25 protein-coding genes are annotated in these 23,410 nt (G+C 47.9%); 6 read left to right on the top strand and 19 right to left on the bottom strand.

The window, feature by feature from the left end:
• Positions 1 to 2: 2 nt before the first annotated feature.
• The 12 genes from tatA to R6242_RS02385 form a co-directional block, all read right to left on the bottom strand.
• The gene (tatA, locus tag R6242_RS02330; RefSeq protein ID WP_130106285.1) at positions 3 to 194 is read right to left on the bottom strand and encodes a Sec-independent protein translocase subunit TatA; all 192 of its coding nucleotides are present in this window, start codon (positions 192 to 194) and stop codon (positions 3 to 5) included.
• Between the two features lie 21 nt (positions 195 to 215).
• Positions 216 to 572, bottom strand: a complete 357-nt coding sequence (locus tag R6242_RS02335; RefSeq protein WP_318423308.1) for a histidine triad nucleotide-binding protein — start codon at positions 570 to 572, stop codon at positions 216 to 218.
• Between the two features lies 1 nt (position 573).
• A complete protein-coding gene (locus R6242_RS02340) occupies positions 574 to 900 on the bottom strand; it encodes a phosphoribosyl-ATP diphosphatase (RefSeq protein ID WP_318423310.1) in 327 nt (108 codons plus the stop codon).
• Positions 901 to 1,021: 121 nt separating this feature from the next.
• Positions 1,022 to 1,411 (bottom strand): phosphoribosyl-AMP cyclohydrolase, encoded by a 390-nt coding sequence (gene hisI, locus R6242_RS02345; RefSeq protein WP_318423311.1) that lies wholly within the window; start codon positions 1,409 to 1,411, stop codon positions 1,022 to 1,024.
• On the bottom strand, positions 1,408 to 2,181 hold the full coding sequence (gene hisF, locus R6242_RS02350) for an imidazole glycerol phosphate synthase subunit HisF (RefSeq protein ID WP_318423312.1): 774 nt from the start codon (positions 2,179 to 2,181) through the stop codon (positions 1,408 to 1,410). The genes hisI and hisF overlap by 4 nt, the downstream gene beginning before the upstream one ends.
• A gap of 34 nt (positions 2,182 to 2,215) precedes the next feature.
• Positions 2,216 to 2,554 carry a hypothetical protein gene (locus R6242_RS02355; RefSeq protein ID WP_318423314.1) on the bottom strand — a complete coding sequence of 113 codons (339 nt, stop codon included), beginning with the start codon at positions 2,552 to 2,554 and terminating at the stop codon, positions 2,216 to 2,218.
• A 195-nt stretch (positions 2,555 to 2,749) separates the two neighbouring features.
• Entirely contained in the window at positions 2,750 to 3,490 is a 741-nt protein-coding gene (gene hisA / locus R6242_RS02360) for a 1-(5-phosphoribosyl)-5-[(5-phosphoribosylamino)methylideneamino]imidazole-4-carboxamide isomerase (protein WP_318423316.1), read from the bottom strand.
• Between the two features lie 7 nt (positions 3,491 to 3,497).
• Positions 3,498 to 3,701 carry a hypothetical protein gene (locus tag R6242_RS02365; RefSeq protein WP_293932230.1) on the bottom strand — a complete coding sequence of 68 codons (204 nt, stop codon included), beginning with the start codon at positions 3,699 to 3,701 and terminating at the stop codon, positions 3,498 to 3,500.
• Positions 3,702 to 3,713: 12 nt separating this feature from the next.
• Complete coding sequence (hisH, locus tag R6242_RS02370; protein WP_318423319.1) at positions 3,714 to 4,355, bottom strand: imidazole glycerol phosphate synthase subunit HisH; 642 nt, start codon at positions 4,353 to 4,355, stop codon at positions 3,714 to 3,716.
• Positions 4,356 to 4,364: 9 nt separating this feature from the next.
• Entirely contained in the window at positions 4,365 to 4,817 is a 453-nt protein-coding gene (locus R6242_RS02375) for a surface-adhesin E family protein (protein ID WP_293932226.1), read from the bottom strand.
• Positions 4,817 to 5,410 carry an imidazoleglycerol-phosphate dehydratase HisB gene (gene hisB / locus R6242_RS02380; protein ID WP_318423321.1) on the bottom strand — a complete coding sequence of 198 codons (594 nt, stop codon included), beginning with the start codon at positions 5,408 to 5,410 and terminating at the stop codon, positions 4,817 to 4,819. Before hisB ends, R6242_RS02375 begins: the two co-directional genes overlap by 1 nt.
• Positions 5,411 to 5,576: 166 nt before the next feature.
• A complete protein-coding gene (locus tag R6242_RS02385; RefSeq protein ID WP_318423322.1) occupies positions 5,577 to 5,909 on the bottom strand; it encodes a TfoX/Sxy family protein in 333 nt (110 codons plus the stop codon).
• Between the two features lie 377 nt (positions 5,910 to 6,286).
• On the opposite strand from R6242_RS02385, the gene R6242_RS02390 reads away from it, so the two are divergent.
• The 6 genes from R6242_RS02390 (at position 6,287) to R6242_RS02415 (ending at position 16,081) form a co-directional block, all read left to right on the top strand.
• Positions 6,287 to 7,561 (top strand): ABC transporter substrate-binding protein, encoded by a 1,275-nt coding sequence (locus R6242_RS02390; protein WP_293932220.1) that lies wholly within the window; start codon positions 6,287 to 6,289, stop codon positions 7,559 to 7,561.
• A 225-nt stretch (positions 7,562 to 7,786) separates the two neighbouring features.
• Complete coding sequence (locus R6242_RS02395) at positions 7,787 to 8,848, top strand: substrate-binding domain-containing protein (protein ID WP_318423324.1); 1,062 nt, start codon at positions 7,787 to 7,789, stop codon at positions 8,846 to 8,848.
• Positions 8,849 to 9,087: 239 nt separating this feature from the next.
• Positions 9,088 to 10,566 carry a sugar ABC transporter ATP-binding protein gene (locus R6242_RS02400; protein WP_293932216.1) on the top strand — a complete coding sequence of 493 codons (1,479 nt, stop codon included), beginning with the start codon at positions 9,088 to 9,090 and terminating at the stop codon, positions 10,564 to 10,566.
• Between the two features lie 245 nt (positions 10,567 to 10,811).
• Positions 10,812 to 11,792 (top strand): ABC transporter permease, encoded by a 981-nt coding sequence (locus R6242_RS02405; protein ID WP_293932214.1) that lies wholly within the window; start codon positions 10,812 to 10,814, stop codon positions 11,790 to 11,792.
• A gap of 279 nt (positions 11,793 to 12,071) precedes the next feature.
• Positions 12,072 to 13,679, top strand: coding sequence for a glycoside hydrolase family 3 protein (locus tag R6242_RS02410; protein WP_318423326.1), 1,608 nt, complete (start codon positions 12,072 to 12,074; stop codon positions 13,677 to 13,679).
• A 200-nt stretch (positions 13,680 to 13,879) separates the two neighbouring features.
• Positions 13,880 to 16,081 (top strand): carbohydrate-binding protein, encoded by a 2,202-nt coding sequence (locus tag R6242_RS02415; RefSeq protein ID WP_318423328.1) that lies wholly within the window; start codon positions 13,880 to 13,882, stop codon positions 16,079 to 16,081.
• Positions 16,082 to 16,136: 55 nt separating this feature from the next.
• Here R6242_RS02415 and R6242_RS02420 read toward each other — a convergent pair whose 3' ends face one another.
• The 7 genes from R6242_RS02420 to R6242_RS02450 all read right to left on the bottom strand — a co-directional run bounded on the left by R6242_RS02420 (position 16,137) and on the right by R6242_RS02450 (position 23,313).
• Entirely contained in the window at positions 16,137 to 16,919 is a 783-nt protein-coding gene (locus R6242_RS02420; RefSeq protein ID WP_293932208.1) for a helix-turn-helix transcriptional regulator, read from the bottom strand.
• 252 nt (positions 16,920 to 17,171) lie between these two features.
• On the bottom strand, positions 17,172 to 18,467 hold the full coding sequence (hisD, locus tag R6242_RS02425; RefSeq protein WP_412099445.1) for a histidinol dehydrogenase: 1,296 nt from the start codon (positions 18,465 to 18,467) through the stop codon (positions 17,172 to 17,174).
• 112 nt (positions 18,468 to 18,579) lie between these two features.
• Positions 18,580 to 19,092: an energy transducer TonB gene (locus R6242_RS02430; RefSeq protein ID WP_318423329.1), complete on the bottom strand. Its 513-nt coding sequence runs from the start codon at positions 19,090 to 19,092 to the stop codon at positions 18,580 to 18,582.
• Positions 19,093 to 19,193: 101 nt separating this feature from the next.
• On the bottom strand, positions 19,194 to 19,811 hold the full coding sequence (locus tag R6242_RS02435; protein WP_318423331.1) for a nucleoside/nucleotide kinase family protein: 618 nt from the start codon (positions 19,809 to 19,811) through the stop codon (positions 19,194 to 19,196).
• A gap of 96 nt (positions 19,812 to 19,907) precedes the next feature.
• On the bottom strand, positions 19,908 to 21,293 hold the full coding sequence (locus tag R6242_RS02440) for a TRAP transporter large permease subunit (protein WP_318423332.1): 1,386 nt from the start codon (positions 21,291 to 21,293) through the stop codon (positions 19,908 to 19,910).
• Entirely contained in the window at positions 21,290 to 21,892 is a 603-nt protein-coding gene (locus tag R6242_RS02445; RefSeq protein WP_318423334.1) for a TRAP transporter small permease, read from the bottom strand. Before R6242_RS02445 ends, R6242_RS02440 begins: the two co-directional genes overlap by 4 nt.
• A 425-nt stretch (positions 21,893 to 22,317) precedes the next feature.
• Positions 22,318 to 23,313 (bottom strand): TRAP transporter substrate-binding protein, encoded by a 996-nt coding sequence (locus R6242_RS02450; protein WP_318423336.1) that lies wholly within the window; start codon positions 23,311 to 23,313, stop codon positions 22,318 to 22,320.
• Positions 23,314 to 23,410: the final 97 nt, after the last annotated feature.

A 23,410-nucleotide genomic window follows, 5' to 3' on the forward strand; every position in this document is an offset into this window, starting at 1 on the left:
CCTTAGCGTTTGTCGGTTTCGACGGGTTTATCTTCACTCTTGGCGGCTGGGGTTTCACCATCTTTGATGCCGTCTTTGAAGCCTTTTACCGCAGAGCCTAAGTCTTTACCAATATTGCCGAGCTTTTTGGTGCCAAAAACTAAAACCACAATGACCAGAACGATCAGCCAATGCCAGATGCTAAATGAACCCATGATAATCTCCTTGCTTCACGCTTATTGCGTGGTGATGTCTGAAATATTCGTTGTAAGGGGCTTGCCGCCAATCACATGCATATGTAAGTGGAAGAACGTCTGCCCACCACCATGACCGGTGTTGATAATAGTGCGGTAGCCATCATCCAAGCCTTGCTCTTTGGCAAGCTTGGCCGTTAAAAGCAGCATTTTGCCTAGCACCGCTTGATGTTCTGTTGTGGCGTGTGCCAAAGAATCGACATGCACTTTAGGCACCACTAAAAAATGCACGGGTGCAACGGGGTGAATATCGTGAAAAGCGATCACATCATCGTCTTCAAATACTTTCTTTGCAGGAATCTCACCAGCGGCAATTTTACAAAATAGGCAATCGCTCATGCTATTGCTCCTGACGTGAATTTTTTTCATCAATGCCAGAAATGCCTTCACGGCGGGCTAATTCTGCTAGCACATCGTCGGCGCTTAAGCCTTCATGGGCCAGTAGCACTAAGGTATGGAACCACAGATCGGCAACTTCTCGGACAATATGCAGTTTATCGCCATCTTTGGCCGCCATAATGGTTTCTACCGCTTCTTCCCCCACCTTTTTCAAGATGGCGTCGGTGCCTTGATGCAGCAATTTGGCCACATAAGAGGTGGAAGGATCACTATTACGGCGCTCGGCCAGCGTGGTGGATAAGCGTTCCAGAATATCTGCAGAGACCATAGCTTTACCTTATCTGATGTACTTCAAGCTCGATTATATTGCTAATAGGTTACAAGTATGTGGCGATTATATGGAAATCTTGCCACTAAAGACGCTGGCATACCCCCCTTGAGGGATGACCTTAAGGCTTGGAGGCGTAAATTTGTGTGGGGTCTTTGAGCACCGCATCAGTGATGACCCACTCGCCATCGATCAAGGTGCGGAAAAAACAGCTGGGGCGGCCAGTATGGCAGGCAATGCCACCCACTTGCTCGATTTGGTAGATCAGCACATCACCATCGCAATCAAACTGGATGGCCGATACCTTTTGAAAGTGGCCAGATTCCTCGCCCTTATGCCAGAGCTTTTGTCTTGAACGAGTCCAGTAGTGCGCGGTGTTTTTTTCGGCGGTGAGCGCCACCGCTTCACGGTTGGCGTAGGCAAACATTAGTATGCGGCCACTTTCTTGATCTTGGGCAATCACGGGTACGAGGCCTTTTTCATCCCACTTTATTTCATCTAGCCAGCTCATAAGCGCACCTCAATGCCTGCGGTGCGCATGACTTCTTTGGCTTGGCGCACGGTATATTCGCCAAAATGAAAGATGCTGGCGGCAAGCACCGCATCGGCGTGGCCTTGGATCACACCATCGACTAAATGCTGCAGATTGCCTACGCCGCCAGAGGCAATCACGGGGATATCCACCGCATCGCTTACTGCACGGGTGAGTGGCAGATTAAAGCCAATCTTGGTGCCATCTCTATCCATGCTGGTGAGTAAAATCTCGCCAGCACCAAATTGCTGCATCCGTGTGGCCCATTCAATGGCATCTAGCCCCGTGGCGGTGCGGCCACCGAGGGTAAACACTTCCCAGCGTAATGGCTCGCCTGGCAGGCTGACTTGCTTGGCATCAATGGCCACCACAATCGCTTGGCTGCCAAAGCGATCACTGGCGTCTTTTACCATCTGTGGGTTGGTCACGGCGGTGGTGTTGATGCTGACTTTATCGGCTCCCGCATTGAGCAGGCGGCGGATATCATCAACCACCCGAATCCCACCACCCACCGTCAGTGGAATAAACACTTGGGCTGCCACTTCTTCAATCACATGCAAAATAATATCGCGCTGATCGGATGAGGCGGTAATGTCTAAGAAGGTGAGCTCGTCTGCACCTTGGTCATCATATTTCTTGGCGATTTCGACTGGATCACCTGCATCACGCAGGCCTACAAAGTTGATACCCTTGACCACGCGGCCAGCGGTGACATCAAGACAGGGGATAATACGTTTAGCAAGGGACATGGCGTTTTTCGGGCTTTTTAGGAAAAGACGGGGCTTATTCGGATTGCTGAGCGGTCCATAGCTCCCAGAGTTTGTTGGCCGTTTCACTATATTGGCCTGGGCAGCCGGCAAACTCAGAGCTAAACCACTGAACAAAGACGTTATGCACGACTTCTCGAACATCGTCTTCAGATTGGCATTGCGGCAATACACGTAAAATACTGCCAACTTCGGGGGCGTAGCCCTGAGGCTCCATGACCAGCGGGATCATCATTGGGTCACAATCAAATAGCAATTGGCAGACTTGCTCAAAGAACAGTGGATCCTGCTCTTGCAGATAGTCGCCAATTTTTCGTTCGCTACTGGCCCAATCAAACCATTCAGGCTGTGACATGAATGCCTCACGGAGTAGGGCTTGCCGTGCCCCAATCAGCTGGTCGGACTTTAATCGTCGTACTGCAAAAACGCCGGATTGGGTACTGTTTCGCTGGATTTTTTGTTAAATAGCCTGCTATTCGCCGCAAAATCTACCAAACTATGCCCCAAATCTATCGTTTATTCCTTATTGACGCTTAAGTTAGACTGGCTGCTAGTTAGACAATTCGTCGGCGAGTTCTTGTGCCGCTTTAAAGTCTATCGTGCCTTCGTAAATGGCTCGGCCGGTAATGACACCTTCAATGCCTTCTGCCTCTACTTCGGCTAGTTTTCTTACATCGTCTAGATTAGTTAAGCCACCAGAAGCAATCACAGGAATGCTCAGTGCTTGCGCTAGTTTTACGGTGGCTTCGATATTCACGCCGCTCAGCATGCCATCACGGCCAATATCGGTGTAAATCACACTTTCTACGCCGTAGCCTTCAAAGCGTTTGGCCAGATCAATCACATTTAAATCCGTAATTTTTGCCCAGCCATCGGTAGCCACAAAGCCATCTTTGGCATCTAGACCAACAATAATTTGGCCAGGAAAAGCATCGCAGGCTTCATGTAAAAAGCCAGGTTGCTTAATAGCAGCAGTGCCGATGATGACGTAATCAATGCCTGCATCTAGATACATTTCTATGGTTTCTAAGCTGCGAATTCCGCCGCCCAGTTGTACGGGTACTTCGCCGTTGATCGCTTTGAGAATGCTTTTAACCGCAGCTAAATTCTTTGGCTTGCCAGCAAATGCGCCGTTTAGATCAACAAGGTGCATGCGGCGAGCGCCTTGGCCTAGCCAATGGCTTACAAAGCTGGCTGGGTCGTCAGAAAATACTGTGGCGTCGTCTATTTCGCCTTGGCGTAGGCGTACACATTGGCCGTCTTTTAGGTCGATTGCAGGAATGATCAGCATAATGGCGTCAGGTTTTTTTAAGTGTGGAGAAAAAGTTTTGTCCAGATTGAATCAAGACATTACAAACCAGCATAAAAACAAAGAAAAATAAGCTAGATGGCCGCTCTGCATCAGCAGGGCTATTGAAGCATTCCATCACTACACTAAAAGTACCCGTCATCAATAAGCTGGTTTTTAGTGCAGAGCAGAATTGAATCCAGAAGCGCTTCATTCCAACTACCTTTTAGATTTTACCATTCCAGTTTACAAAATTCTTTAATAAGCTTAGACCAGCATGATGACTTTTTTCAGGATGGCATTGAATAGCAAAGATATTATCCCTTGCAACTGCTGCTGCAAAGCGATAAGGATAGGCACTTTCTAACACGGCAATGTCTTCATTCGGCTGAAAATGATAGCTGTGTACAAAATAAAAGCGCTCACCATCGGCAATACCTGCCCACAGCGGGTGATCTTGCACCTTAAACATTTCATTCCAACCCATATGCGGCACTTTTAATTTTTGCCCTTGGGCATCCAGCATTTTTTCCTTGGGAAAGCGTACTACCTTGCCCTTAAATACCCCAAGCCCTGCGGTATGGCCTTCTTCGCTGGATTCAAATAAAAGCTGTGCACCCACGCAAATGCCTAGAAAGGGTTTGTTTTGAGCCGCATCAAGCACGGCTTGTTTTAAGCCGCGCTCGGTCAATTCTTTCATGCAATCGGGCATCGCCCCTTGGCCTGGGAAGACCACTTTGTCTGCTGCTGCAACAATAGCGGGATCGGCAGTCAGCACAATATTGGCCAAGTCGCCTGCTACATGTTCTAAAGCCTTGGTGACTGAGCGTAAATTGCCCATTCCATAATCAACAACTGCAATTTTCATGGCGTATTTTCAGCGTTTGATCAGGGCCGCATCGCCGCAGATCGGGTGATTGATATCAGCTTGATACTGACACAGTTGCAAGGCTGTGCCACGTTTTTTCTGCTCATTAATCAGGCAAGCGACAGCATGCACCGTGCCTGCCAAACTTTGAGTAAGGAAATCATGGCCAACTAGCTCAGCGATGACTGTGTTTTGCCGTATCAAAAGATGCTTTAGGCTAGCGCTGCGCCCTGTTTGGCAATCCACTGCAACGCTGGTTTGGCGGCTGTCGTATTCGCCATCTTTACTGCTTTGGGCGTTTAAATAGCGCCATTGATAGCGGTAGTAAACCTGGTTACGGCGCTCGATCACAGAATCAGTATCAATCCAGCTGCTGGAGTCACTATCGCTTGCCCATTGCAGCCAATTGCTGCTGTGGCTTGGGCTGGCATAGAGCAGCAGCAAGGCGCAGATGATGCGCATTAGCCGACGAGCGTGCCCTTGGTGGAGGGGGTGATCCCTGCCATGCGCTCGTCTAACTCCACCGCCATGCGTAAGGCTCGGCCTAACGCTTTAAATACGGTTTCGGCTTGATGATGGGCGTTTTGGCCTTTTAGATTATCGATATGCAAGCTGATGGCGGCATGATTGATAAAGCCACGGAAGAATTCGCCAAATAGATCAACGTCAAAACCGCCAATCATGGCGCGCGTGTAGTTAACGTTGTATTCCAAACAGGGACGGCCAGATAAATCAACCACCACGCGGCTGAGCGCTTCATCCAGTGGCACATAGCTATGGCCGTAACGGCGTATACCTTTTTTGTCGCCCACGGCTTGAGCAAACGCTTGGCCCAGGGTGATGCCTACGTCTTCTACGGTGTGGTGAGCGTCGATATGCAAATCGCCCACGGCTTTGATTTCGATATCAAATAGGCCATGACGGGCAACTTGGTCCAGCATATGTTCAAAAAAGGGCACGCCGGTATCAAATTTTGATACCCCAGTTCCATCCAAATTTAAGGTGACGGTAATCTGAGTTTCTAGCGTATTACGGCTAACAGTGATCTGACGCATTAATAAATCCCCGAAGGTGGTTTATTTAAAAATAATATCGGCATCAAATTTTTATACCAGTGTCTTATCTGGGTTCAGCGTGACAGTGATCTGGCACCGGTTTGATTTTTGATCAAATGGCGATTTTCATCTCAATTGTCTACGAGAACGGTGCTGCCGTGAAGCCTTAGCGTTGACGTAAAGCCGCAGCAATGCCTTTTTTTGCCCAAATTATCATCTCTTCTGGTTCTTCAAGGGCGGTATCTGGTGGCGGGTAGTAAGCCATGCTTTGCGGCGTGCCGTCTTTCTTGTGGTAACTAAAGGGGGCTAGTCCTAGGCGGGTGAACTCTTCTTTAGATTGGGCATCCGCTTTGATATACAAAATATCGTTCACCACGATGGCGAAGAAAATCTCGTCGCAATAAAAGCCATAACCACCAAACATGGCTTTAGCACGTAAGGTGCCTAAGTCTGCGAGCTGTTCTAGCAAGTACTCGACGTATTGATTGCGCTTAGCCATATTCCCTGCTTTTTAGAAAGAATTTGTTCAGAAAAAGAAATTTTTAAGCAAGAAATAAGCCATGGATTGTAGTTATGACAAAAATACAACGAAAACGCGTAATCCTTGACGTTCACCTACAAAATGCCTACATTTTGCTTTTAATCACCTAAGGCAATGTAATTATTGCACATTGCAAAGTGCGGCGATTATTTTAGCCCTTATCCGCTCTGTGCTGAGCTTATTTGGGTGGTGGTTAGCGACTAAATAGAAAAATTTGAAACAGGTGTGGTGTTTAAACATCGAATCAATAAGTCGAGTCAATAGATTTAATGTCGTATCCCATAGGGTGGGGCTTCTTTTAAAAGACCACTTCATAAACTCGGAGAGAGAGAATTATGTCAAAGCGCTTTAAGTTAGTACGTCCTTTATTGCTGGCAGCCATGCTGTCGTCAACTTTTGCTCACGCAGCAGATCCTATTAAAGTTGAATTCTGGACATTTAACATTACTAAGTTTGCCCCTTACTGGAACGATGCAGTTCAGCGCTTCAACAAGGCTAACCCAGATCTAGAAGCCGTTTGGGTTGATATGAACTGGGATCAAATTCAGCCTAAGCTGATTTCGGCCATTGCTGCGGGTAATCCACCTGCGCTGGTTAATTTTAATACCCCGTGGACGCATGAATATGCGCACAAAGATTTGCTGCAACCACTTGATGGTTTGATGGGCAAAAATAAAGCTGAATATCAGCCGGGCGCTCTGCAAGACTTAACCGTTAATGGCAAGGTTTATGGCTATCCTTTCTATAACGCAGTATCTGTGATTGCGTATAACAAAGAAATTCTAAGCAAGAGTGGCATTAAGGCTGATCCTAAGAATTTTGATGAATTTGTAGCGACGGCTCGTACCATTACTAAAAAAACGGGCGTAGTTGCATTCTCGCCTAAATTGGCAACCAAGAGCGGCGATGGCGGCATGATCCCTTGGTTCCAGTATATGGGCCTGCCAATTTTCGAAAATGGCAAAGCTGTGTTTAATAGCCCTAAGCATATTAAAGCGGTTGAATTGTTTGCTAGCCTTTACAAAGAAGGCGTCTTGCCAAAAGACAGCTTCCGCCTTGAATTTGAACAAGAAATTGCCGGTTACGGCGCTGGCAAAATCGCCATGATGACCACAGGCCCAACCGCCTTGGGTAAATTGGTGACTGATAATAAGCCAGCTTATGATCGCACTGCTGTGATGGCTTTCCCATCGGGCGGCGGCAAAATGGCTCTGGGAGCTTGGTTGATGGCGTTTGTTCAGCCTAAAGCTTACAAATATCCAGAAGCTGCAGCTAAATTGGGCTTGTTCCTGACTAATAGCGAACAGCAATTAGGCTTTTCACAAGCAACTGGGACTACTTTCCCATCTGCTCGCAAAGCGGCTGAAAGCGAATTCTTTATGTCTGGCGCAGCCAGTGGTGATCCGGTTGGCGTAGCACGTGCGACCGCAGCTAAATCAATGGGTGCTGCACGTACTTTGACCCTGCCAGCTGCGCTAATGCCAGATGCAACATCGATGAATAAAGAATTTAATGATGAAGTTCAAGCCGCAATTGAAGGCCGTAAATCAGCTAAAGAAGCTTTGAATACTGCTGCTAAAAAGTGGAATGAGCGCATTGCTGCTAAGTAATTCTTAATGTTTTCCTCTGCCGGTTTCTCGGCATTTATTCCCCTGCTTAGTCAGGGGAATTTTTTTATGCCTTTGTTTTTTAGCCGTTATTTATCTAGTAACGAGGATTTGTGTTGCTAAATCATTGATTACTTATTTATTTGGCATTTATTTGTATTTGACTGTTGACACCACCTATAAAACACCTAAACTACACCTATTAACACCTAAGGTGAGGTCGGTAAAATGCGCACAAGTCTAAAAGGTCTATTGCTTGCTTTGTTCTGTACAAATGCCTTGGCAGCCGTGGATCACACCGTTGGGCCAAATGGTGAAACACCCACACCTTACGCTCAAGTAAAGATCGCAACGCAAGATCTGGCTCAGTTAAAGGGCAAAGATTACAAAGCGGCCATCTTGATGCATACCACTTCAGATTTTTCGACCGCGCTGATTGCAGGTGCAAAAAAAGTATTTGATGAGCTAGGGATTAAAGTAGTGGCGGTGACAGACGCTGAAATGGATCCTAAAAAACAGCGCACCGATTTAGAAACTGTTTTAGCGCTCAAGCCAAATATTATTATTTCCCTAGTGATTGATCCGGTTTCGGGCGCGGTAGCATTTAAGCAAGCGGTGCAGCAGGGCGTGAAGCTGGTATTTATTAGCAATGCACCACAGGGCTTTAAGGTTGGTAAAGATTACGCAGGTATTGTGACGGATGATTTATTTGGCATGGGTAAATCAGCTGCAGAGCTAATGGCTGACAGCATTGGCGGCAAGGGCGATGTGGCGGTGATTCACCATGCGGCTAATTACTATGTAACCAATCAACGTGATAACGCGGTTAAGGCGGTATTAGCACGCTACCCAAATATCAAAGTAGTGGCGGATAAGGGCATTGCCAATCCAAACGATGGCGAAGTGATTGCCTCAGCCATTCTGACGCAAAACCCATCAGTAAAAGCGATTTATGCTCCTTGGGATGCGATTGCCGAAGGCGTTACCGCCGCAGTGCGTGCTGCAGGGCGTAAAGATGTAAAAGTGATCACTATGGACTTAGGCGCGGCTAATGCGCTGGATATGGTGAAAGGCGGCAATGTGGCGGGGATTGTGAGCGATCTGCCGTATGACATGGGCAAAACGCTTGCCATCATGGGCGCTTTATCGCTACTGAATAAGCCAACTCCAGCTTTTGTCACCGTGGATGCCATCAAGGTCACCTCCAATAATCTATCTACGCAGTGGCAAAAAGCCTTATTTCGCCAGCCGCCAGATGCCGTTGTGAAAGCTTTGGCCGCAAAAAAATAATTGTAGCGTGGGCAATATTTTTGCCCACGCGTACAGCTGAAGTCCACAAAAGCCAATGGTATGTAGAGCATCTTTCGTAGGGTGGGTGAAACCAGCCAGACTTTGGCATGAAGTGCTAGAAAACGGTGGATTGCACCCACCCTACGATGATTCAAGGCTAACAGACCCGTGATGGTCTTGTGATAAGCGCCTAAATTATGCTTGGTGAAGTTGCCTACACAGTAAGCCCTGGAAAACAAATGAATAAAATAGCGATTCAAGCACGCGGCCTGACTAAATCGTTTGATGGCAATGCCGTGCTAAAAGGGGTGGATTTCACCCTAAGACAAGGCGAAGTTCACGCGATTGTTGGGCAAAATGGTGCGGGTAAATCCACCCTGATGAAGCTGTTAAATGGCTTTTATCAGCGTGATGCAGGTCAGCTGGAGGTATTTGGCAAGGTGGTTGATTTTCAATCACCACGGGATGCGCGTGCAGCAGGCATTGTGATGGTTTATCAGGATTTAAGCCTTGTTGCCACCATGAGCGTGGCAGAAAACCTGTTTATGGCTAATTGGCAAGGTAGTTGGGGCTTGGTCGATCACGCCGCGATGGAGCAGGCCACCTTGGCGGTGCTGGCAAAAATGGGTGTAACGCTCGACCCACGGCAGGCGGTAGGCGAGCTGACGATGGGCCAACAGCAGCTATTGGAAATCGCCAAAGCCATTTCGCAAGAGGCCAAGATGATTATCTTGGACGAGCCAACTGCTTCTTTATCCGATATGGAAATCGAAAAGCTGTTTACGGTGGTTAAACGGCTGAAATCCCAAGGGGTTTCCATCATCTATATCACACATTATTTACGGGATATTTTTAAGATTTGCGATACGGTGAGCGTATTAAGAGATGGCCATCTGGTACGTAGCTCGCCGGTGCTGAGTACTAATCTAGAAGCGCTGGTGGCTGATATGTTGGGCCATCATCGCCAAGCCAATGAAAATTGGCAGCGTAATGTAAACACCAAGCAAACGCCCTTACTAGAGCTAAGAAACGTGGTCACTACGGCCTTAAATGAAGTGTCTTTTGCCGTTTACCCAGGGCAGGTGGTGGGTTTGGCTGGCTTATTGGGCAGTGGCCGCACCGAAATTCTGCAAGCTATTTTTGGTCTAGATACCATCGCCTCAGGGCAGATCTTGTTAGATGGCGAAGAAGTTAAAATCCGCACGCCTAAAGACGCAATTAAGTTAGGAATCAATCTTGTGCCTGAAGATAGACGCAGCCAAGGCTTGGTTTTAGATTTTAGTGTTTCTGACAATATGTTAATGTCCTTATTTGATAAGTTGGCTCCAAACTTACTTATTGATGAGGTGCGTAGCCGAGAACTGGTTGAGTCCCTGATTAAGCGCTTACACGTAAAAACCAGTGGGCCGGAGCAGCAAGTCAGGTTTTTATCCGGTGGTAATCAGCAAAAAGTAGTCATCGCCAAATGCATGAGCACTGGCGCGCGCATTATGCTGCTGGATGATCCTACCTTTGGTATCGATCTAAGCTCTAAATACGAAATTATGCGCATCGTTAATGAATACGCGGCAGCGGGTAATGCGGTGGTGTTTGTTTCTAGCGAATACAGCGAAATCGCCAGCTTTTGCGATAGCACTTATATCGTGAACAAAGGCCGGATTGCTGGGCAAATGAGCGAAGGATTATCTGAAGAGCGGCTGCTTGCGGCAGTACAGTAAGTTTTAAATTGAGCTGCGTGCGTGGCTTTTTTATAGGCGGATGTGACGCAGCAAGATTAAAAAATACACAGCCCACGAAACACACGAAAAAATGCAGTATCCCTATCATTGTTTGATGGGTGTAAATGTTTGAGTGGCCAACAATTCAGCCAAAAATCATGCCGATTTCAATGGTTTTTTCGTGGATTTGGTGGTTTTCGTGGACTAACAATCGTTGTGAATAACCTTCAGTTAAGAGGCAAGGTATGGATATCACGGTTAATAAAGCGGACGCCATCGAGCTGCCAAAACGCCAAATAGAGTGGAAGAACTTTGTTATCTACTTGGTTTTTATTGGTATTTTCTTATTTTTTTCGATTACTTTGCACGATAAAGGTTTTTTAAACGCTGGCAATTTAATGAATATTGCTCGGCAAACCGCCATGATTTCCATCATGGCGGTGGGGATGACCTTTGTATTATCGGCAGCAGAAATTGATTTATCTTTTGGCGCAATTGTCGCCTTATCCGCCGTTACTGCTGCGCTGCTGATGCCTTATGGCGTGGTTTGGGCCGTGCTGGGCGCACTGCTGGCAGGGGCTTTGTGTGGGCTGATTAATGGCCTGTTTGTCTCCAAAGTAGGCATCCCTTCTTTTTTAGTGACCTTAGGTATGGCGGGGATTATCACCGGCGTTACCCGCTGGATTACCGCTTTGCAATCCATCCCTGTTGAACACGAAGGCTTTGTTTTTGTCTTTGGCTCCGGCGATTTTGGCCCAGTTTCGGTGCTGTTTTTATGGATGATCGCTATTGCCGTGCTAGGTCATGTGTTATTACGCCGCACCGCCTTTGGTAAAGAGGTGTTAGCCAGCGGCGGCAATAAAATAGCGGCCATGTATTCAGGCATTAATGTGAATCGCATCAAGCTATATGTGCTGGTGCTGAATGCATCGCTTGCTGCTCTAGCGGGGATTTTGTATGCGGGCCGGCTGCAAAGTGCGCGTTACACCTTGGGCGAAAACGATTTAATGATGGTTATTGCGGCCGTCATTATCGGTGGAACCAGCTTATTTGGCGGCAAGGGCACGGTGATGGGCTCAATTATTGGCGCACTGATTATGGGCATGGTGAATAACGGGCTGGTCTTGATGGGCTTGAACGTGGATCAACAGCTGATCTTCCGTGGCTTAATTATCATCTTTGCCGTGACATTGACGATGGGCAATTTGCGCAAGAAAAAGCGTTAAACGTATAGGGTGCACTCGTGCCCACGCGTGACGCCATAAAACCCAAATCTTGAACCACAGAGAATACTTCGGCCCCAGAGTGACACGGAGAAAACCAAAAGAGCATATTTAATTCTGACTTTTTGTGAGCACTACAGTTTTCTATTATTCAGTGCGCTTTTGGTTCTGCCTGTTCTTTGTGTCTACAGATCTTTTTTCCTGAATTACCTATTTCTTATTGAGCTCAGACCGTGTTTTGCACGGCCTCTGGCCCCTTATTGCCTAAATTTGGAGTTTTGTATGTTTGAATCGTATCAAAGCCAAGCTGCTGAGAAGATCAGTAACTGGTCTTTAGAAGAAAAAGTCGGTCAATTATTTATTTTGGCTTTTCCAGGCAAAGACGCAGAAGCGGCTCGTTCTTTGATTGAGCGTTATAACTTGGGTGGCTGTTATCTTAGCCAAGATAATGCCAGCACCTTTGCAGAAGCGCAGCAACTAACCCGTGCTATGACGGCGATTGTGAATCAGCGAGTAGATTCCGTGCCAATGCTGCTGGGCGTGGATCAGGAAGGTGCTTGGAGCGTACTCACCCCTGAGTCTTCCACTGGGCCAGGTAATTTGGCACTTGGCTCGGCAGATAATCCTGCGCTAACGGCGCAGATGTATAGCGTGTTTGGGCTAGAAATGCGCTCGGCAGGTTTTAATTGTGTGCTTGGCCCTTGTGCTGACGTCAATTTGCAACCTAATTCCCCCATTATTGATACCCGTGCCTTTGGTGAAATACCTGCCGAGGTGGCGATCCAAGTTGGCGCTGCCGTACACGGTGCGCACGATGGTGGCATTGTGGTGTGTGCCAAGCATTTTCCAGGGCACGGCGATACCACGGGCGATACGCACCGCGAAATTCCCGTGGTGGATAAATCGCTGGCCACTTTGCTGATCGAAGATTTGGCGCCCTTTAAGGCGGCGATTGATGCGCGTGTAGAGCTGATGATGACCTCACATATCTGCTATCCACAAATTGATCCTGAATATCCAGCCACATTATCCCGAGCTATCTTGCAGGGCGTATTGCGCGATACGCTGGGCTTTAAAGGCATTGTGATTTCCGACAGCATGAATATGGGCGCGATTCGCCGGAATTTCCCGCCAGTAGAAGCGGCGATTATTGCGTTTAAAGCAGGTATCGACATGATGATGCTCTCTGAAGAGCATTACGATCACAACGATAATTACCTTGAAAACCAGTTGGCCATGATCGGTGCAATTGTAAGCGCAGTGGAAGATGGCCGCATGCCCGAGGCGGATCTAAATAAAATCGTTGAGCGAGTTGTGGCCTTTAAGCTGGCAAGGCTTACAACGATGCCGATGTATCAAGAAATCAATATCGCCGCCAATCGTAAAGTAGAGCAAGCCGCGGCCGAGGCCGCCGTCAAAATCCTTAGCGATAGCGCCCACAATCTACCGATTCAAGCGGGCAAAGAGGTGTTTGTGGTGCAAACCACGCCGCTGGCTGATTACGCCAATTTGGTGAACCCACGCGGCATTGGCCCCAATCAAGCAGTGCCTGCCTTTGATTACTTTGCTGCCGAACTAAGCCAAGGCGTTGCCAGTGAGCAACTCAATATTTTGAATCATCAAGAAGCACAAGCTTGGCTGGCCAGTGTGGAGGTGCAGCCACAGCAAGTGGTGCTGGCGGTAATCGAAAATTATCCATTACCCGGCGAAGACTTTAAACAAGTGGCCTCCAAAGCGCTACTGGCCCAATTGGCAGAGAAATTTGGCGCGCAATTGGTGGTGATTGGTTTAAGAAACGCCTATGAAGCCGTGCCAGAATTAGCCAGCCATTTGTGCAGCTACGGTAGCCGTGAATGCAGCGCCAGGGCCGCGGCTCAGCTTTGTCTTTAAGAGCTAACTTAGCAGATGAATATAGCGTGATTTGGCCATATTCATCTGCTGGGGGTGTTGTTGATTGTAGAATTTTTTAGGTCATTCTTATCGGGAGGTGTAGCAGTGAAATAGGCTAAGTATTAGAGCAAATTGAATTTTTCATATAAATAAAAGTTTGTGCTTTTTATAGCATTTACCTTAAACAACCTGAGAGACAAATGAAAATGAAATGCCGCTTAACCATATTAGCTTCTTTATTAGTTTCTGTACCAATGATTGCGGCTGCCGCGCCTGCAACCACTAAAGGGTCTTTTCAAAATTTCCTTGATAATATGCGCGCTTTTGAATCGGGTATTGATCCGGCTAAAGCTGATTTTTATAAGCAAAACTTTAACTCACCTATTTTACGTTACGCCAAAGTAGTTACACCTGGCGTGCCAGTCCGTGATCCAGCAACGGGTAGTTTGATTATTGAAGCAACAACGGTAAATCAGTATTTCACCAAGCTTGGTTTAAATACTATTTACAATCAAAATGCCACTGATCAAGCTGCCATGTTTAAAACCATGCAATATAGCTCGTTAAATGCATGGGGTTTTATTGGTTATCAGCTTGGTGAAGCATTAATGATTGATACCGGCTATTACACCCCGGTGAAATATGTTTCTGCCACAGAAAATCTAGATAAATTTTATATTTTTGCGCCTGATTCAACATGGGCCAATGGCGTAACTGAAGCCACGATTGAAATCCCTGGCTCTGGCGGTAATAAAGTTCGCGGTACGCACAATAATCGCTGGGATGGTACTTTCTCTGGCAGAAATGGCGTAAATAGCTTTGCTGATTTAAAAATCCCAGCAAAACAAGAATACGTTATCCGCGATGCCATGCGCTTTAATTACGGTGTGATGTCAGAAAAACTGGCGGCTGCCAATATGACTTGGGCACAGGCTTTAGCTAAAACTTGGCCGGGTAAAGACGAGCAGGGTAATCCGATCACCATTAAAGCGACCATGTCTGGTTTATTGGCAGCGGCCCATTTGGGCGGTGCTTGGGGTGCCGCTGATTTATTGATTACCAATAAAGTGGCTTGCGATGAGCAAGGCACTTGCGTGACTACGTATATCGATAAATTTGGTAATTACGATACGCTGATTGATACCCCAAGTGATGACATCATCAGCGGTGGCCCGCTAGATGAAGTGTTGTCTGCAGGTTTGGGAAATGACACCGTTTATACTGGTGGCGGCAAAAATACAATTTATCTGAGCCAGTACCCTAATGGCACCACCACAGTGAAAGACTTTGTGGTTGGCAACGATAAGATTGTGCTGCGTAACTGGACAGGCTCTAATCCGCTGGCAAATCTAGCCGTTACAGATAGCGCAGGCGGCGCATTATTGCAATTTGCTGGTCAGTCTGTATTGCTTGAAAAAGTAAGTGCTGCAGTTGTAAAAGCAAATCCTGCTGCGGTGATTGCTGTATCTACCGTGTATAAATTAGCATGGTCGGGCAAGCAAACTGCAACGGGCTTTAACCCTGCTCTAGATCAAATCCAAGGCACGGCAGGTTTGGGCTTTAAGCACCTAAAAATATTCCAAGACAATGGCAGCCTGTTTGTGGGTACACAAGCTGCTGACGGTGGGATTTATTCTTGGATTGAGTTGCCAGGTGTAACGCGTGCTCAAGTTAGTGCAGATATGTTTACTAATATGGCAGGTAGTTACGCTGGGTTGGAATACACAGTGCTGCTTAATCCAACCACTTGGGGCTGGGGCAAGGCAAAGAGCGTGGATTACTTTAAGGCTGCAAATACCACGGTTAATTTAGCTGCATTTGCTTACAATTTTAGTGCCTTAGCTTTGAAACAAGAGGGCGCTGATGTTGTACTGACGTTAAATCCAGCTTCCAATGGTGGTGACACTAAGGCGTTGCGTTTACTCAATACTAAAATCTCTGATTTGTCCGCCAAGAACTTCTACGGTGTAACTGGCAATTACAGCGATATAAAGATTGATGATCCATCGACTGCGGTTTATTTCCCTGTTACTGCATCTGCAGGTACAGGCGGCACGATTGCTCCATCTGGTGTGGTGCAAGTGCGTGAAAAAACCAATCAAGTTTTCACTATCACACCTAATGCTAACTTTAAAATCAAGAGCATTACGGTAGATGGCGTGGCACAAGCGATCAGCAGCAGTTTTACCCTGAGCAATGTGACTAAGGCTCAATCCGTTGCTGTAAGTTTTGAGGCGGGTAGCTCAAACACTTGCGCTGCTGCTGCATGGTCTGCCACTCAGGTGTATGCATCCACCACTAAGGTTTCATACAAGGGCTTTGAATACACCAATAAATGGTGGACTCAAGGTAATCAGCCTGATGTGAGCGATGTTTGGACTAAGGGTGCTGCTTGCCAGTAATTTTGTAGTGGTATGAGAAAGCCCTGCTTTTAGCAGGGCTTTTTTGCGTTTATGCTTAACTGGATAAGCTGATTAGGTAATTACGCAGATTAATACCTTTGTTGGTAATCCCTAATTTGCTTCTTAGGCTATTGCGGTGGTTTTCAACTGTTTTAGAGGCCACGCTTAAGCTTTGCGCGATTTCTTTGGTAGACATGCCAACCTTAATAAACTTAGCCACTTGCACTTCAGAAGGCGTGAGCAGGGCGTATAGGCTGCTATCAATCTCGCCATTGTCATTGATTGCCGATGCCACAATCCCTTCGATTAAATCGAGGCACATAATTAAAATAGGATCAGAAATAGTGGCTTTCACTTGGCGGATTTGCGGCAAGTGTTGGCTGCGGATGCGCTCTAATACCTCATCAATTTCGCCACTATCTTGCCATTCTCGGAATTCGGTTAGCGTTTCGGTCAGGCTATAGAATTTAGCAAAATCTGGGTTTGGATAGTGGCTATCGTTTTCTTCTTCGATTGATCCTACTTCGATCTGCCACAGATTTTGCTGCACCCTAAATAAATGCAGTTTTAAATCACGATTAAAAAATTTCCAACCATCCGAGCCACTGACGGAGGTTTTAATCAGCGCTTTAATGGCCGCCAGATTATCGGTGCCAATTAAAAAGCTGAAATGATCGAGTTGGGTGGCGGTTTCGTGTGAAGGATAATTGTGATCTAAGATTTCGCCCGAGCTAAAAAAGCTAATCACAAAAATATTGCGATAGGCGAGCACGTATTGAAATGAGCTAATCTTCATTTCAAGTTGTTCGATCAGTTGCTGGGTTTGCTCGGTGCTCATTAATCTGCTTATGGGCGGTTTGAGTCCGCTGTTTTATTAAGGGGAACCTCGAAAAACTCATCTTTCGTCATAATACTGCGTTGCGTTTTAAAAAAATCTCCTTACATATCAAACATATGCAGCGTCGGTTTTTTTAAAATGCGCCTTGTTTTATTTAGAAATATAGGTTTTTAGAGGCCCCCTAAGGTTGGGTCTGAGCGGGGGATGGTAAACCAAAATAGCTTGCCTAACCCGCCACACGTTTCTTACATATCAATCTTTTAAACGATATTCCGCAGATCGTGCATGGGCTGTTAGGCCTTCGCCATGAGCAAGAGTGCTGGCGATGCGGCCCAAGGTTTGGCTACCGGCCTCGGAAACCTCAATCAAACTTGTGCGTTTTTGAAAGTCATATACCCCCAGCGGGCTGGCAAAACGGGCGGTGCGGGCGGTGGGTAATACATGATTTGGCCCGGCACAATAATCGCCTAAAGACTCACTGGTAAATCGCCCCATAAAGATTGCACCCGCGTGGCGCAGCTCAGGTAGGTAGACTTTTGGGGTAGCTATAGACAATTCTAGGTGTTCTGGGGCGATATAGTTGGCAATTTCGCAAGCTTCATGTAAATCTTTAACTAAGATAAGCGCACCACGGCCAGTGAGCGAGGCGCGAATAATGTCTTGGCGTGGCATGCTGGGGAGTAGCTTTTCAATGCTGGCGGCAACTTGCTGGATGAAATCTTCATCAGGGCAAAGCAGAATCGCTTGGGCGATTTCATCGTGCTCGGCTTGGCTGAATAAATCCATCGCAATCCAATCTGGGTCGGTTGTGCCATCGCAAATCACCAGAATCTCTGAAGGGCCAGCCACCATATCAATGCCAACCACGCCAAACACGCGGCGTTTGGCGGCGGCCACATAGGCGTTACCAGGGCCGGTGATTTTATCCACAGCAGGCACGGTTTCGGTACCAAAAGCCAGCGCGCCCACGGCTTGCGCGCCGCCAATACAGAAGGCGCGGCTAACACCGGCGACAAAGGCGGCGGCCAGCACTAGATCATTTTTTTCACCGCGCGGGGTGGGCACCACCATGATAATTTCGGCCACACCGGCCACATTGGCGGGAATGGCATTCATCAGCACCGACGATGGATAGCATGCCTTGCCGCCCGGTACGTAAATCCCCACTCTATCTAAGGCGGTCACCTGCTGCCCTAACACCGTGCCATCGGCCTCGGTGTATTGCCAAGACGCCATTTTTTGGTGCTCGTGATATTTGCGTACTCGCTCTGCTGCGGCCACCAGCGCATCTCTTTGCACGTCAGGTAGGCGCTCGAAAGCGGCTTTTAGCTCGGCCTGCGTAAGCTCTAGTTCTTGCATACTTTGTGCGGGTACGGCATCAAAGCGCTGGGTGTATTCCAATACGGCCGCGTCGCCACGTGTTTTGACGTCGGCCAAAATCGCCGCCACACGGCTGTCTACCTCAGGATCTTGCGAGGTTTCAAAGGCCAGTAGCTGGGAGAGTTGAGATTGGAAATCAGCAGAACGAGAATCAAGGCGACGCAACATAGCTTAGTCCAGAAATATTTTCGTGCTTCGATTATACCCAAAGCTTTGCCATGATCTGAAAATCATCTGCTGTGCTTATTAATCTGATTTTGCAAACTATTTAATCGCTGTATTACCTTAATTTCTTTTCAAAAACCAAATTAAACGGGTATTGCATCTTGCAGGGCTGGCCGCTGCAGATTGCCGGTTTAAATGGGCTGAGTAATAAAACGGAGGCAACTAGCTCGGCTAATTGTGGGTTGGGTGAGGTGAGTACGCTAACATTGTTGGCTTTGCCCTGCTCATCGATATCAACTAACAATTGCAGCTTGCCCGTGGGGTGTAGCTTTTTCGCAATTTGATCCACAGCCTCTACAATTTGCCGTAATCCATCTTGAGGGTAGGGGGGCTCATCACCTAGATTGATTTTTTCATAGGCGCGGTTAAGGCTGGCTTTCTCATCATCACTCAGCTCGTGATAGCGTTTATTTAATGGCAGCCCATTCCAAAGCCTAGTTTTTTTGATATTTGAGCCAGTAGAGTCGTCTTTGCTGATTTCATTATCGTGCAGATTTGTGCCAGCAAAAACTGAGCTTGTGAGCGAGGCAAATAATATTAAAGCTATTAAAGTAAGAATGCGGTGCATAGCAAGAAACTTTAAACTAAGGAATGATGTTAGCTTACCTTAAACTTGCATTTAATGACAAATGAATGATTTATTGCGCAGGGCAATCTTGTTTCTGCAGATTAATCCCAGCTAAATATTAAATCTGCCCGTTCTTTACTGGCCTCAATCAGACTTGCATTGGGGCCGTCGGTGTTGTGAGCCCAGTCGGTAGCTGCGGCTTCGCTGCGGCCAAATTGCATATGGCGGTGGATAAGGCGGGACTCTCTGAGCGCGTGGTCTACGTCTACATACCAAGTTTCATCGAGCAAGTTGTGTAATTTGGCCCAATGGCCAGTATTGAGCAGCAGGTAATTGCCTTCGACGATGATGAGCTGGTTTTCTGGCTGAATAGGAATGGCGTTGGCGATGGGTTCTTCGATTTCGCGGCGAAATTCGGGGGCGTAGATGGTTTCGCCTGCTGGCTGGGTTTTTAAGCGCTGAATCAGAGCAGCAAAACCAGCGCTATCAAAGGTATCTTCTGCGCCTTTGCGCTCTGCTTTGCCAAGGCGGGCTAACTCGCTATTGGCCAGATGATAGCCATCCATAGGCACCACGATGCTTTGTTCTGGATAAAGACGCTGAATCTCTTGCGCCAATGTGGATTTGCCCGATCCGGGCGGGCCAACGATGCCGAGTAATTTGCGCTGGCCGCTGGCTAATAGGGCGTTGATTCTTGCTTGATATCGGGATTGGATCATTAGCGTTTTTCTCAGCAAGGGGGAATCAAAACTAACACAGGCCCCAGTCGCTATCAATGCGACTGGGGCCTGTGTGGTTTACTTGTCAGTAAGGGATTACATCATGCCCATTGCCGTTGGTAGCCATAGCGAAATGGCGGGCACATAGGTGATGAGCATCAGGAAGGCTAGCATGGTGAGCAGCCATGGCCAGACGGCGATGGTGAGCTCGGTAATGCCCATCTTGGTAATACCGGAAGCCACGTATAGATTCAGGCCTACCGGTGGATGGCACATGCCGACTTCCATATTTACAGTGATCAAAATCCCAAAATGGATAGGGTTGATACCCAGCTTAACCGCTACAGGGAAAAGGATAGGGGCCATGATCAGGATGATGGACGATGGCTCCATCACATTACCCGCAAGTAGCAGCAGGATATTTACCGCCAGCAAGAAGGTGATCGGGCCAAGGCCCATGCCTAGCAGCCAATCGGCCATGGCTTGCGGAATGCCTTCGTTGGTCATTACAAACGAGAACAATACGGCGTTGGTAATGATGTAGAGCAGCATGGCGCTCATGCTGGCCGAATCCAGCAGCACTTTGGGTACGCGGCTTAGCGGTAGATCGCGGTAAACAAATACGGCGATGATAAAGGCGTAAACGGCGGCAATGGCAGCGGCTTCGGTTGGGGTAAATACGCCGGTGTAGATCCCGCCCAGCACCAATACGATTAGCATTAGCCCCCATACCGAGCGGCGAAAAGCAGCCCAGCGCTCGCCTGCAGTGGCTTTAGGCATACGTGGATAATTAAATTTACGTGCGCGCCACCAAGTTGTTAGCCCCAAGAAAAACGCCAGTAGCAGCCCTGGAATCACCCCTGCCATAAATAGCGCACCCACCGAGGTATTGGTCGCTACCGAGAACATCACCATGGCAATGGATGGGGGGATCAAAATTCCCAGCGCACCGGCGGTGGTAATCACGCCTGCGCCAAACTGGCGAGGAAAGCCCTGCTTAATCATGGCGGGCAAGAGGATGGAACCAATCGCCACCACTGTGGCAGGGCTAGAGCCAGAAACTGCTGCAAAAAGTGCACAGGCCAACACACCAGCAAGGCCCAAGCCACCATGAAAGTGGCCCACCATACTGGTGGCAAAATCGATCATGCGGCGGGCGACCCCACCGTGGGTTAAGAAATTACCGGCCAGAATAAAGAAGGGAATCGCCATAATTTCAAACTTCTCTATCCCCGTGAACAATTTCAGCGCCACTGATTCGATAGGCACATTGGTCATGGTAAATAAGAAGGTGAGTACGGTCAGCCCCAGCGCGATGGAGATCGGCATGCCGGTGGCCATCAGCGCCAGCAGTAAGCAGAACACAACGGCTTTTTTGCCACCCACGATGGCGATAATGGCGAGGGAGCCAAATAACAGGGCAGGGATTTTTATAGACCAGTTTGCCTCTGCAACAGGGATAAGGCTGGGCGTGTTGCTCATGCTGGTTTTCCTTCTTCTTCTAAGCCTTCAACGTGGGCCACGTCATGGTGAGGCAGCTCGCCGGTACGCATAAAGGCGGTGGCAACTTGTAAAAACCGGAAGCACATCAGGCTGGTGCCTAGTGGAATTGCGCTGTACACCATCCACGTTGGCCACTCTAGATCTGGCGTGGTTGGGCCTTCGTAGAGATTGCCCATTGCCATACCAAAAGCATGGCTAAAGGCGTAATGCGCGCCATTTCCCCACACAAACTGCGTGCCGAGGATGGCAACAATGCCGGTAAATAGTGCACCAGCAAGCAGGCCGATCATGACAAAGGCGGTGCGATACTTAGGCTCTAGCCGATTAATCATCACATCGACACCGACGTGAATGCCGGTACGCACTCCATAGGCCGCGCCAAATTTAGCCATCCAAACAAATAAAATAATGCACAGCTCTTGAGCCCAAGAAAGGTTGATGCTGAGCAGCCAGTTTTGTATCACGGGCAAATGAGCGCCAGAGGCGTAGCGATGCACCACGGCAATAAAAATCACCAGCGTTGCCACCGCCATCAGCGAGGCAATCAGCCACTCTTCAAGGTGATCGAGTATTTTCATGAAAGTCTCCGAAGGGACGGTGGTTTTATTTAGAGGAGCTGTTTGCCCCTCGTTGGGCGGGTGGAAGCCGCCGTTTTTATTGATTGCTAAGTAAGGTCAAAAAAGTCTTTTTAGTGCCTTCGGCACGGTGATTAAGGAGCGGTAGCCACCGCGGGGGCGTTCTTTTCTTGAACGGCCAAGAAAAGAACCAAAAGAAGGCCGCCCCGACCAGCACGAAGGCCCCTCACTGCGGACAATCGAGGTGGCGTCAATTCAACTCGCTTCGCTCAAACACGAATTGACGACTACTCCACCCCGCTTGTTCCTCGTTTCGGCGTGCTTCAAGGGGACTCTTAAGCCCTATGCCGATAGCGGGGCTAGGAAGTATTTTCGTAGGGTGGGCAAGTTTTAATGCCCACGCGGTGAACATCTACCCCACAAGTTCTTTATTCAACCGGTTTAAACGCTGTCTCTTTGTAAATCTCTGTCAGCAAATCTTGGCCAAAGCGGGAGGCCATTTTTTGGTGGACGGGGATGAGCGCTTTGCGAAAAGCCGCGCGTTCGGCTGCAGTTGGGGTGTAGATGGTGGTTTTGCCACTGGCTTTGATGGCGGCAAGCGCTTTATCGGTTTCTTGTTTGGCGATCTGATTGGCGTAAGTGGAGGAATCATTCATCGCCGTGGTGAGGATGGTGCGAATATCTGCCGGTAGGCTTTCCCAGAAAGTTTTATTCACAATCACCGCATAACCCAAGAAGCCGTGGCCAGTTAGGGTTAAGTTTTTTTGCACTTCAAAAGCTTTGCTGGTGTAGAGGTTGGATGGCTCTAGCTCGGTGCCATCCACTACGCCGGTTTGCAGCGCTTGGTAAACCTCAGAAAACGCCATCACCTGCGGCAATGCACCCAAGGTACGCATTTCTTCATCTAGTACTTTGGATGATTGAATGCGGATTTTCATGCCGCGTAAATCTTCAGGCGTGCGCACGGCTTTATTGCTAGAGAAGTTTTTAAAGCCGTTTTCCCAGAAGCCCAGCGCCTTAATGCCCTTGGTTTCCAGCTTGGTAAATAGTCTGGCACCAATCGGGCCTTTCATGACTTTATCGACTTCTGCATAGTTATCAAAAATATACGGCAGATCGAAAATTTCGAACTCTTTCACGCCCAGTGGGCCAAATTTGGCTAGGCTAGGGGCCAGCATTTGTACTGCGCCTAATTGCAGCGCTTCCATTTCTTCTTTGTCTTTGTAGAGCTGGCTGTTTGGATAAACCTCTACTTTGACGCGGCCTTTGGTGCGCTCTTCGGCTATTTTTTTAAAGTAATCAGCAGCTTTGCCCTTGGGGGTATCCACGGCAACCACATGGCTGAACTTGATCACGATCGGCGCTTCGGCCGCAAAGGAAGAAGTGATAGTAAGTGCCAAGATGGCCGCTAGAAAAGTACGCATTACAATCTCCAAAGCTGTTGAATGTATTGATGATTGTTGACGAGCGAGATCATCTTTTCAATTGTGGTTGTCACGACTGTGGTAAACCACAGTAAGC

The sequence above is a fragment of the Iodobacter sp. CM08 genome (assembly GCF_033446605.1).
In the GTDB taxonomy this organism is placed as follows: domain Bacteria; phylum Pseudomonadota; class Gammaproteobacteria; order Burkholderiales; family Chitinibacteraceae; genus Iodobacter.

Coding starts and splice junctions, on each gene's coding strand:
- R6242_RS02435 (WP_318423331.1), bottom strand. CDS start 19,811: ATGATCCAATCCCGATATCAAGCAAGAATCAACGCCCTATTAGCCAGC.
- R6242_RS02445 (WP_318423334.1), bottom strand. CDS start 21,892: ATGAAAATACTCGATCACCTTGAAGAGTGGCTGATTGCCTCGCTGATG.
- R6242_RS02365 (WP_293932230.1), bottom strand. CDS start 3,701: ATGAAGCGCTTCTGGATTCAATTCTGCTCTGCACTAAAAACCAGCTTA.
- R6242_RS02450 (WP_318423336.1), bottom strand. CDS start 23,313: ATGCGTACTTTTCTAGCGGCCATCTTGGCACTTACTATCACTTCTTCC.
- R6242_RS02405 (WP_293932214.1), top strand. CDS start 10,812: ATGGATATCACGGTTAATAAAGCGGACGCCATCGAGCTGCCAAAACGC.
- hisI (WP_318423311.1), bottom strand. CDS start 1,411: ATGAGCTGGCTAGATGAAATAAAGTGGGATGAAAAAGGCCTCGTACCC.
- R6242_RS02440 (WP_318423332.1), bottom strand. CDS start 21,293: ATGAGCAACACGCCCAGCCTTATCCCTGTTGCAGAGGCAAACTGGTCT.
- R6242_RS02390 (WP_293932220.1), top strand. CDS start 6,287: ATGTCAAAGCGCTTTAAGTTAGTACGTCCTTTATTGCTGGCAGCCATG.
- R6242_RS02415 (WP_318423328.1), top strand. CDS start 13,880: ATGAAAATGAAATGCCGCTTAACCATATTAGCTTCTTTATTAGTTTCT.
- R6242_RS02375 (WP_293932226.1), bottom strand. CDS start 4,817: ATGCGCATCATCTGCGCCTTGCTGCTGCTCTATGCCAGCCCAAGCCAC.
- R6242_RS02420 (WP_293932208.1), bottom strand. CDS start 16,919: ATGAGCACCGAGCAAACCCAGCAACTGATCGAACAACTTGAAATGAAG.
- hisF (WP_318423312.1), bottom strand. CDS start 2,181: ATGTCCCTTGCTAAACGTATTATCCCCTGTCTTGATGTCACCGCTGGC.
- hisB (WP_318423321.1), bottom strand. CDS start 5,410: ATGCGTCAGATCACTGTTAGCCGTAATACGCTAGAAACTCAGATTACC.
- R6242_RS02385 (WP_318423322.1), bottom strand. CDS start 5,909: ATGGCTAAGCGCAATCAATACGTCGAGTACTTGCTAGAACAGCTCGCA.
- hisD (WP_412099445.1), bottom strand. CDS start 18,467: ATGTTGCGTCGCCTTGATTCTCGTTCTGCTGATTTCCAATCTCAACTC.
- hisH (WP_318423319.1), bottom strand. CDS start 4,355: ATGAAAATTGCAGTTGTTGATTATGGAATGGGCAATTTACGCTCAGTC.
- tatA (WP_130106285.1), bottom strand. CDS start 194: ATGGGTTCATTTAGCATCTGGCATTGGCTGATCGTTCTGGTCATTGTG.
- R6242_RS02430 (WP_318423329.1), bottom strand. CDS start 19,092: ATGCACCGCATTCTTACTTTAATAGCTTTAATATTATTTGCCTCGCTC.
- R6242_RS02340 (WP_318423310.1), bottom strand. CDS start 900: ATGGTCTCTGCAGATATTCTGGAACGCTTATCCACCACGCTGGCCGAG.
- R6242_RS02355 (WP_318423314.1), bottom strand. CDS start 2,554: ATGTCACAGCCTGAATGGTTTGATTGGGCCAGTAGCGAACGAAAAATT.
- R6242_RS02335 (WP_318423308.1), bottom strand. CDS start 572: ATGAGCGATTGCCTATTTTGTAAAATTGCCGCTGGTGAGATTCCTGCA.
- R6242_RS02400 (WP_293932216.1), top strand. CDS start 9,088: ATGAATAAAATAGCGATTCAAGCACGCGGCCTGACTAAATCGTTTGAT.
- R6242_RS02410 (WP_318423326.1), top strand. CDS start 12,072: ATGTTTGAATCGTATCAAAGCCAAGCTGCTGAGAAGATCAGTAACTGG.
- hisA (WP_318423316.1), bottom strand. CDS start 3,490: ATGCTGATCATTCCTGCAATCGACCTAAAAGACGGCCAATGTGTACGC.
- R6242_RS02395 (WP_318423324.1), top strand. CDS start 7,787: ATGCGCACAAGTCTAAAAGGTCTATTGCTTGCTTTGTTCTGTACAAAT.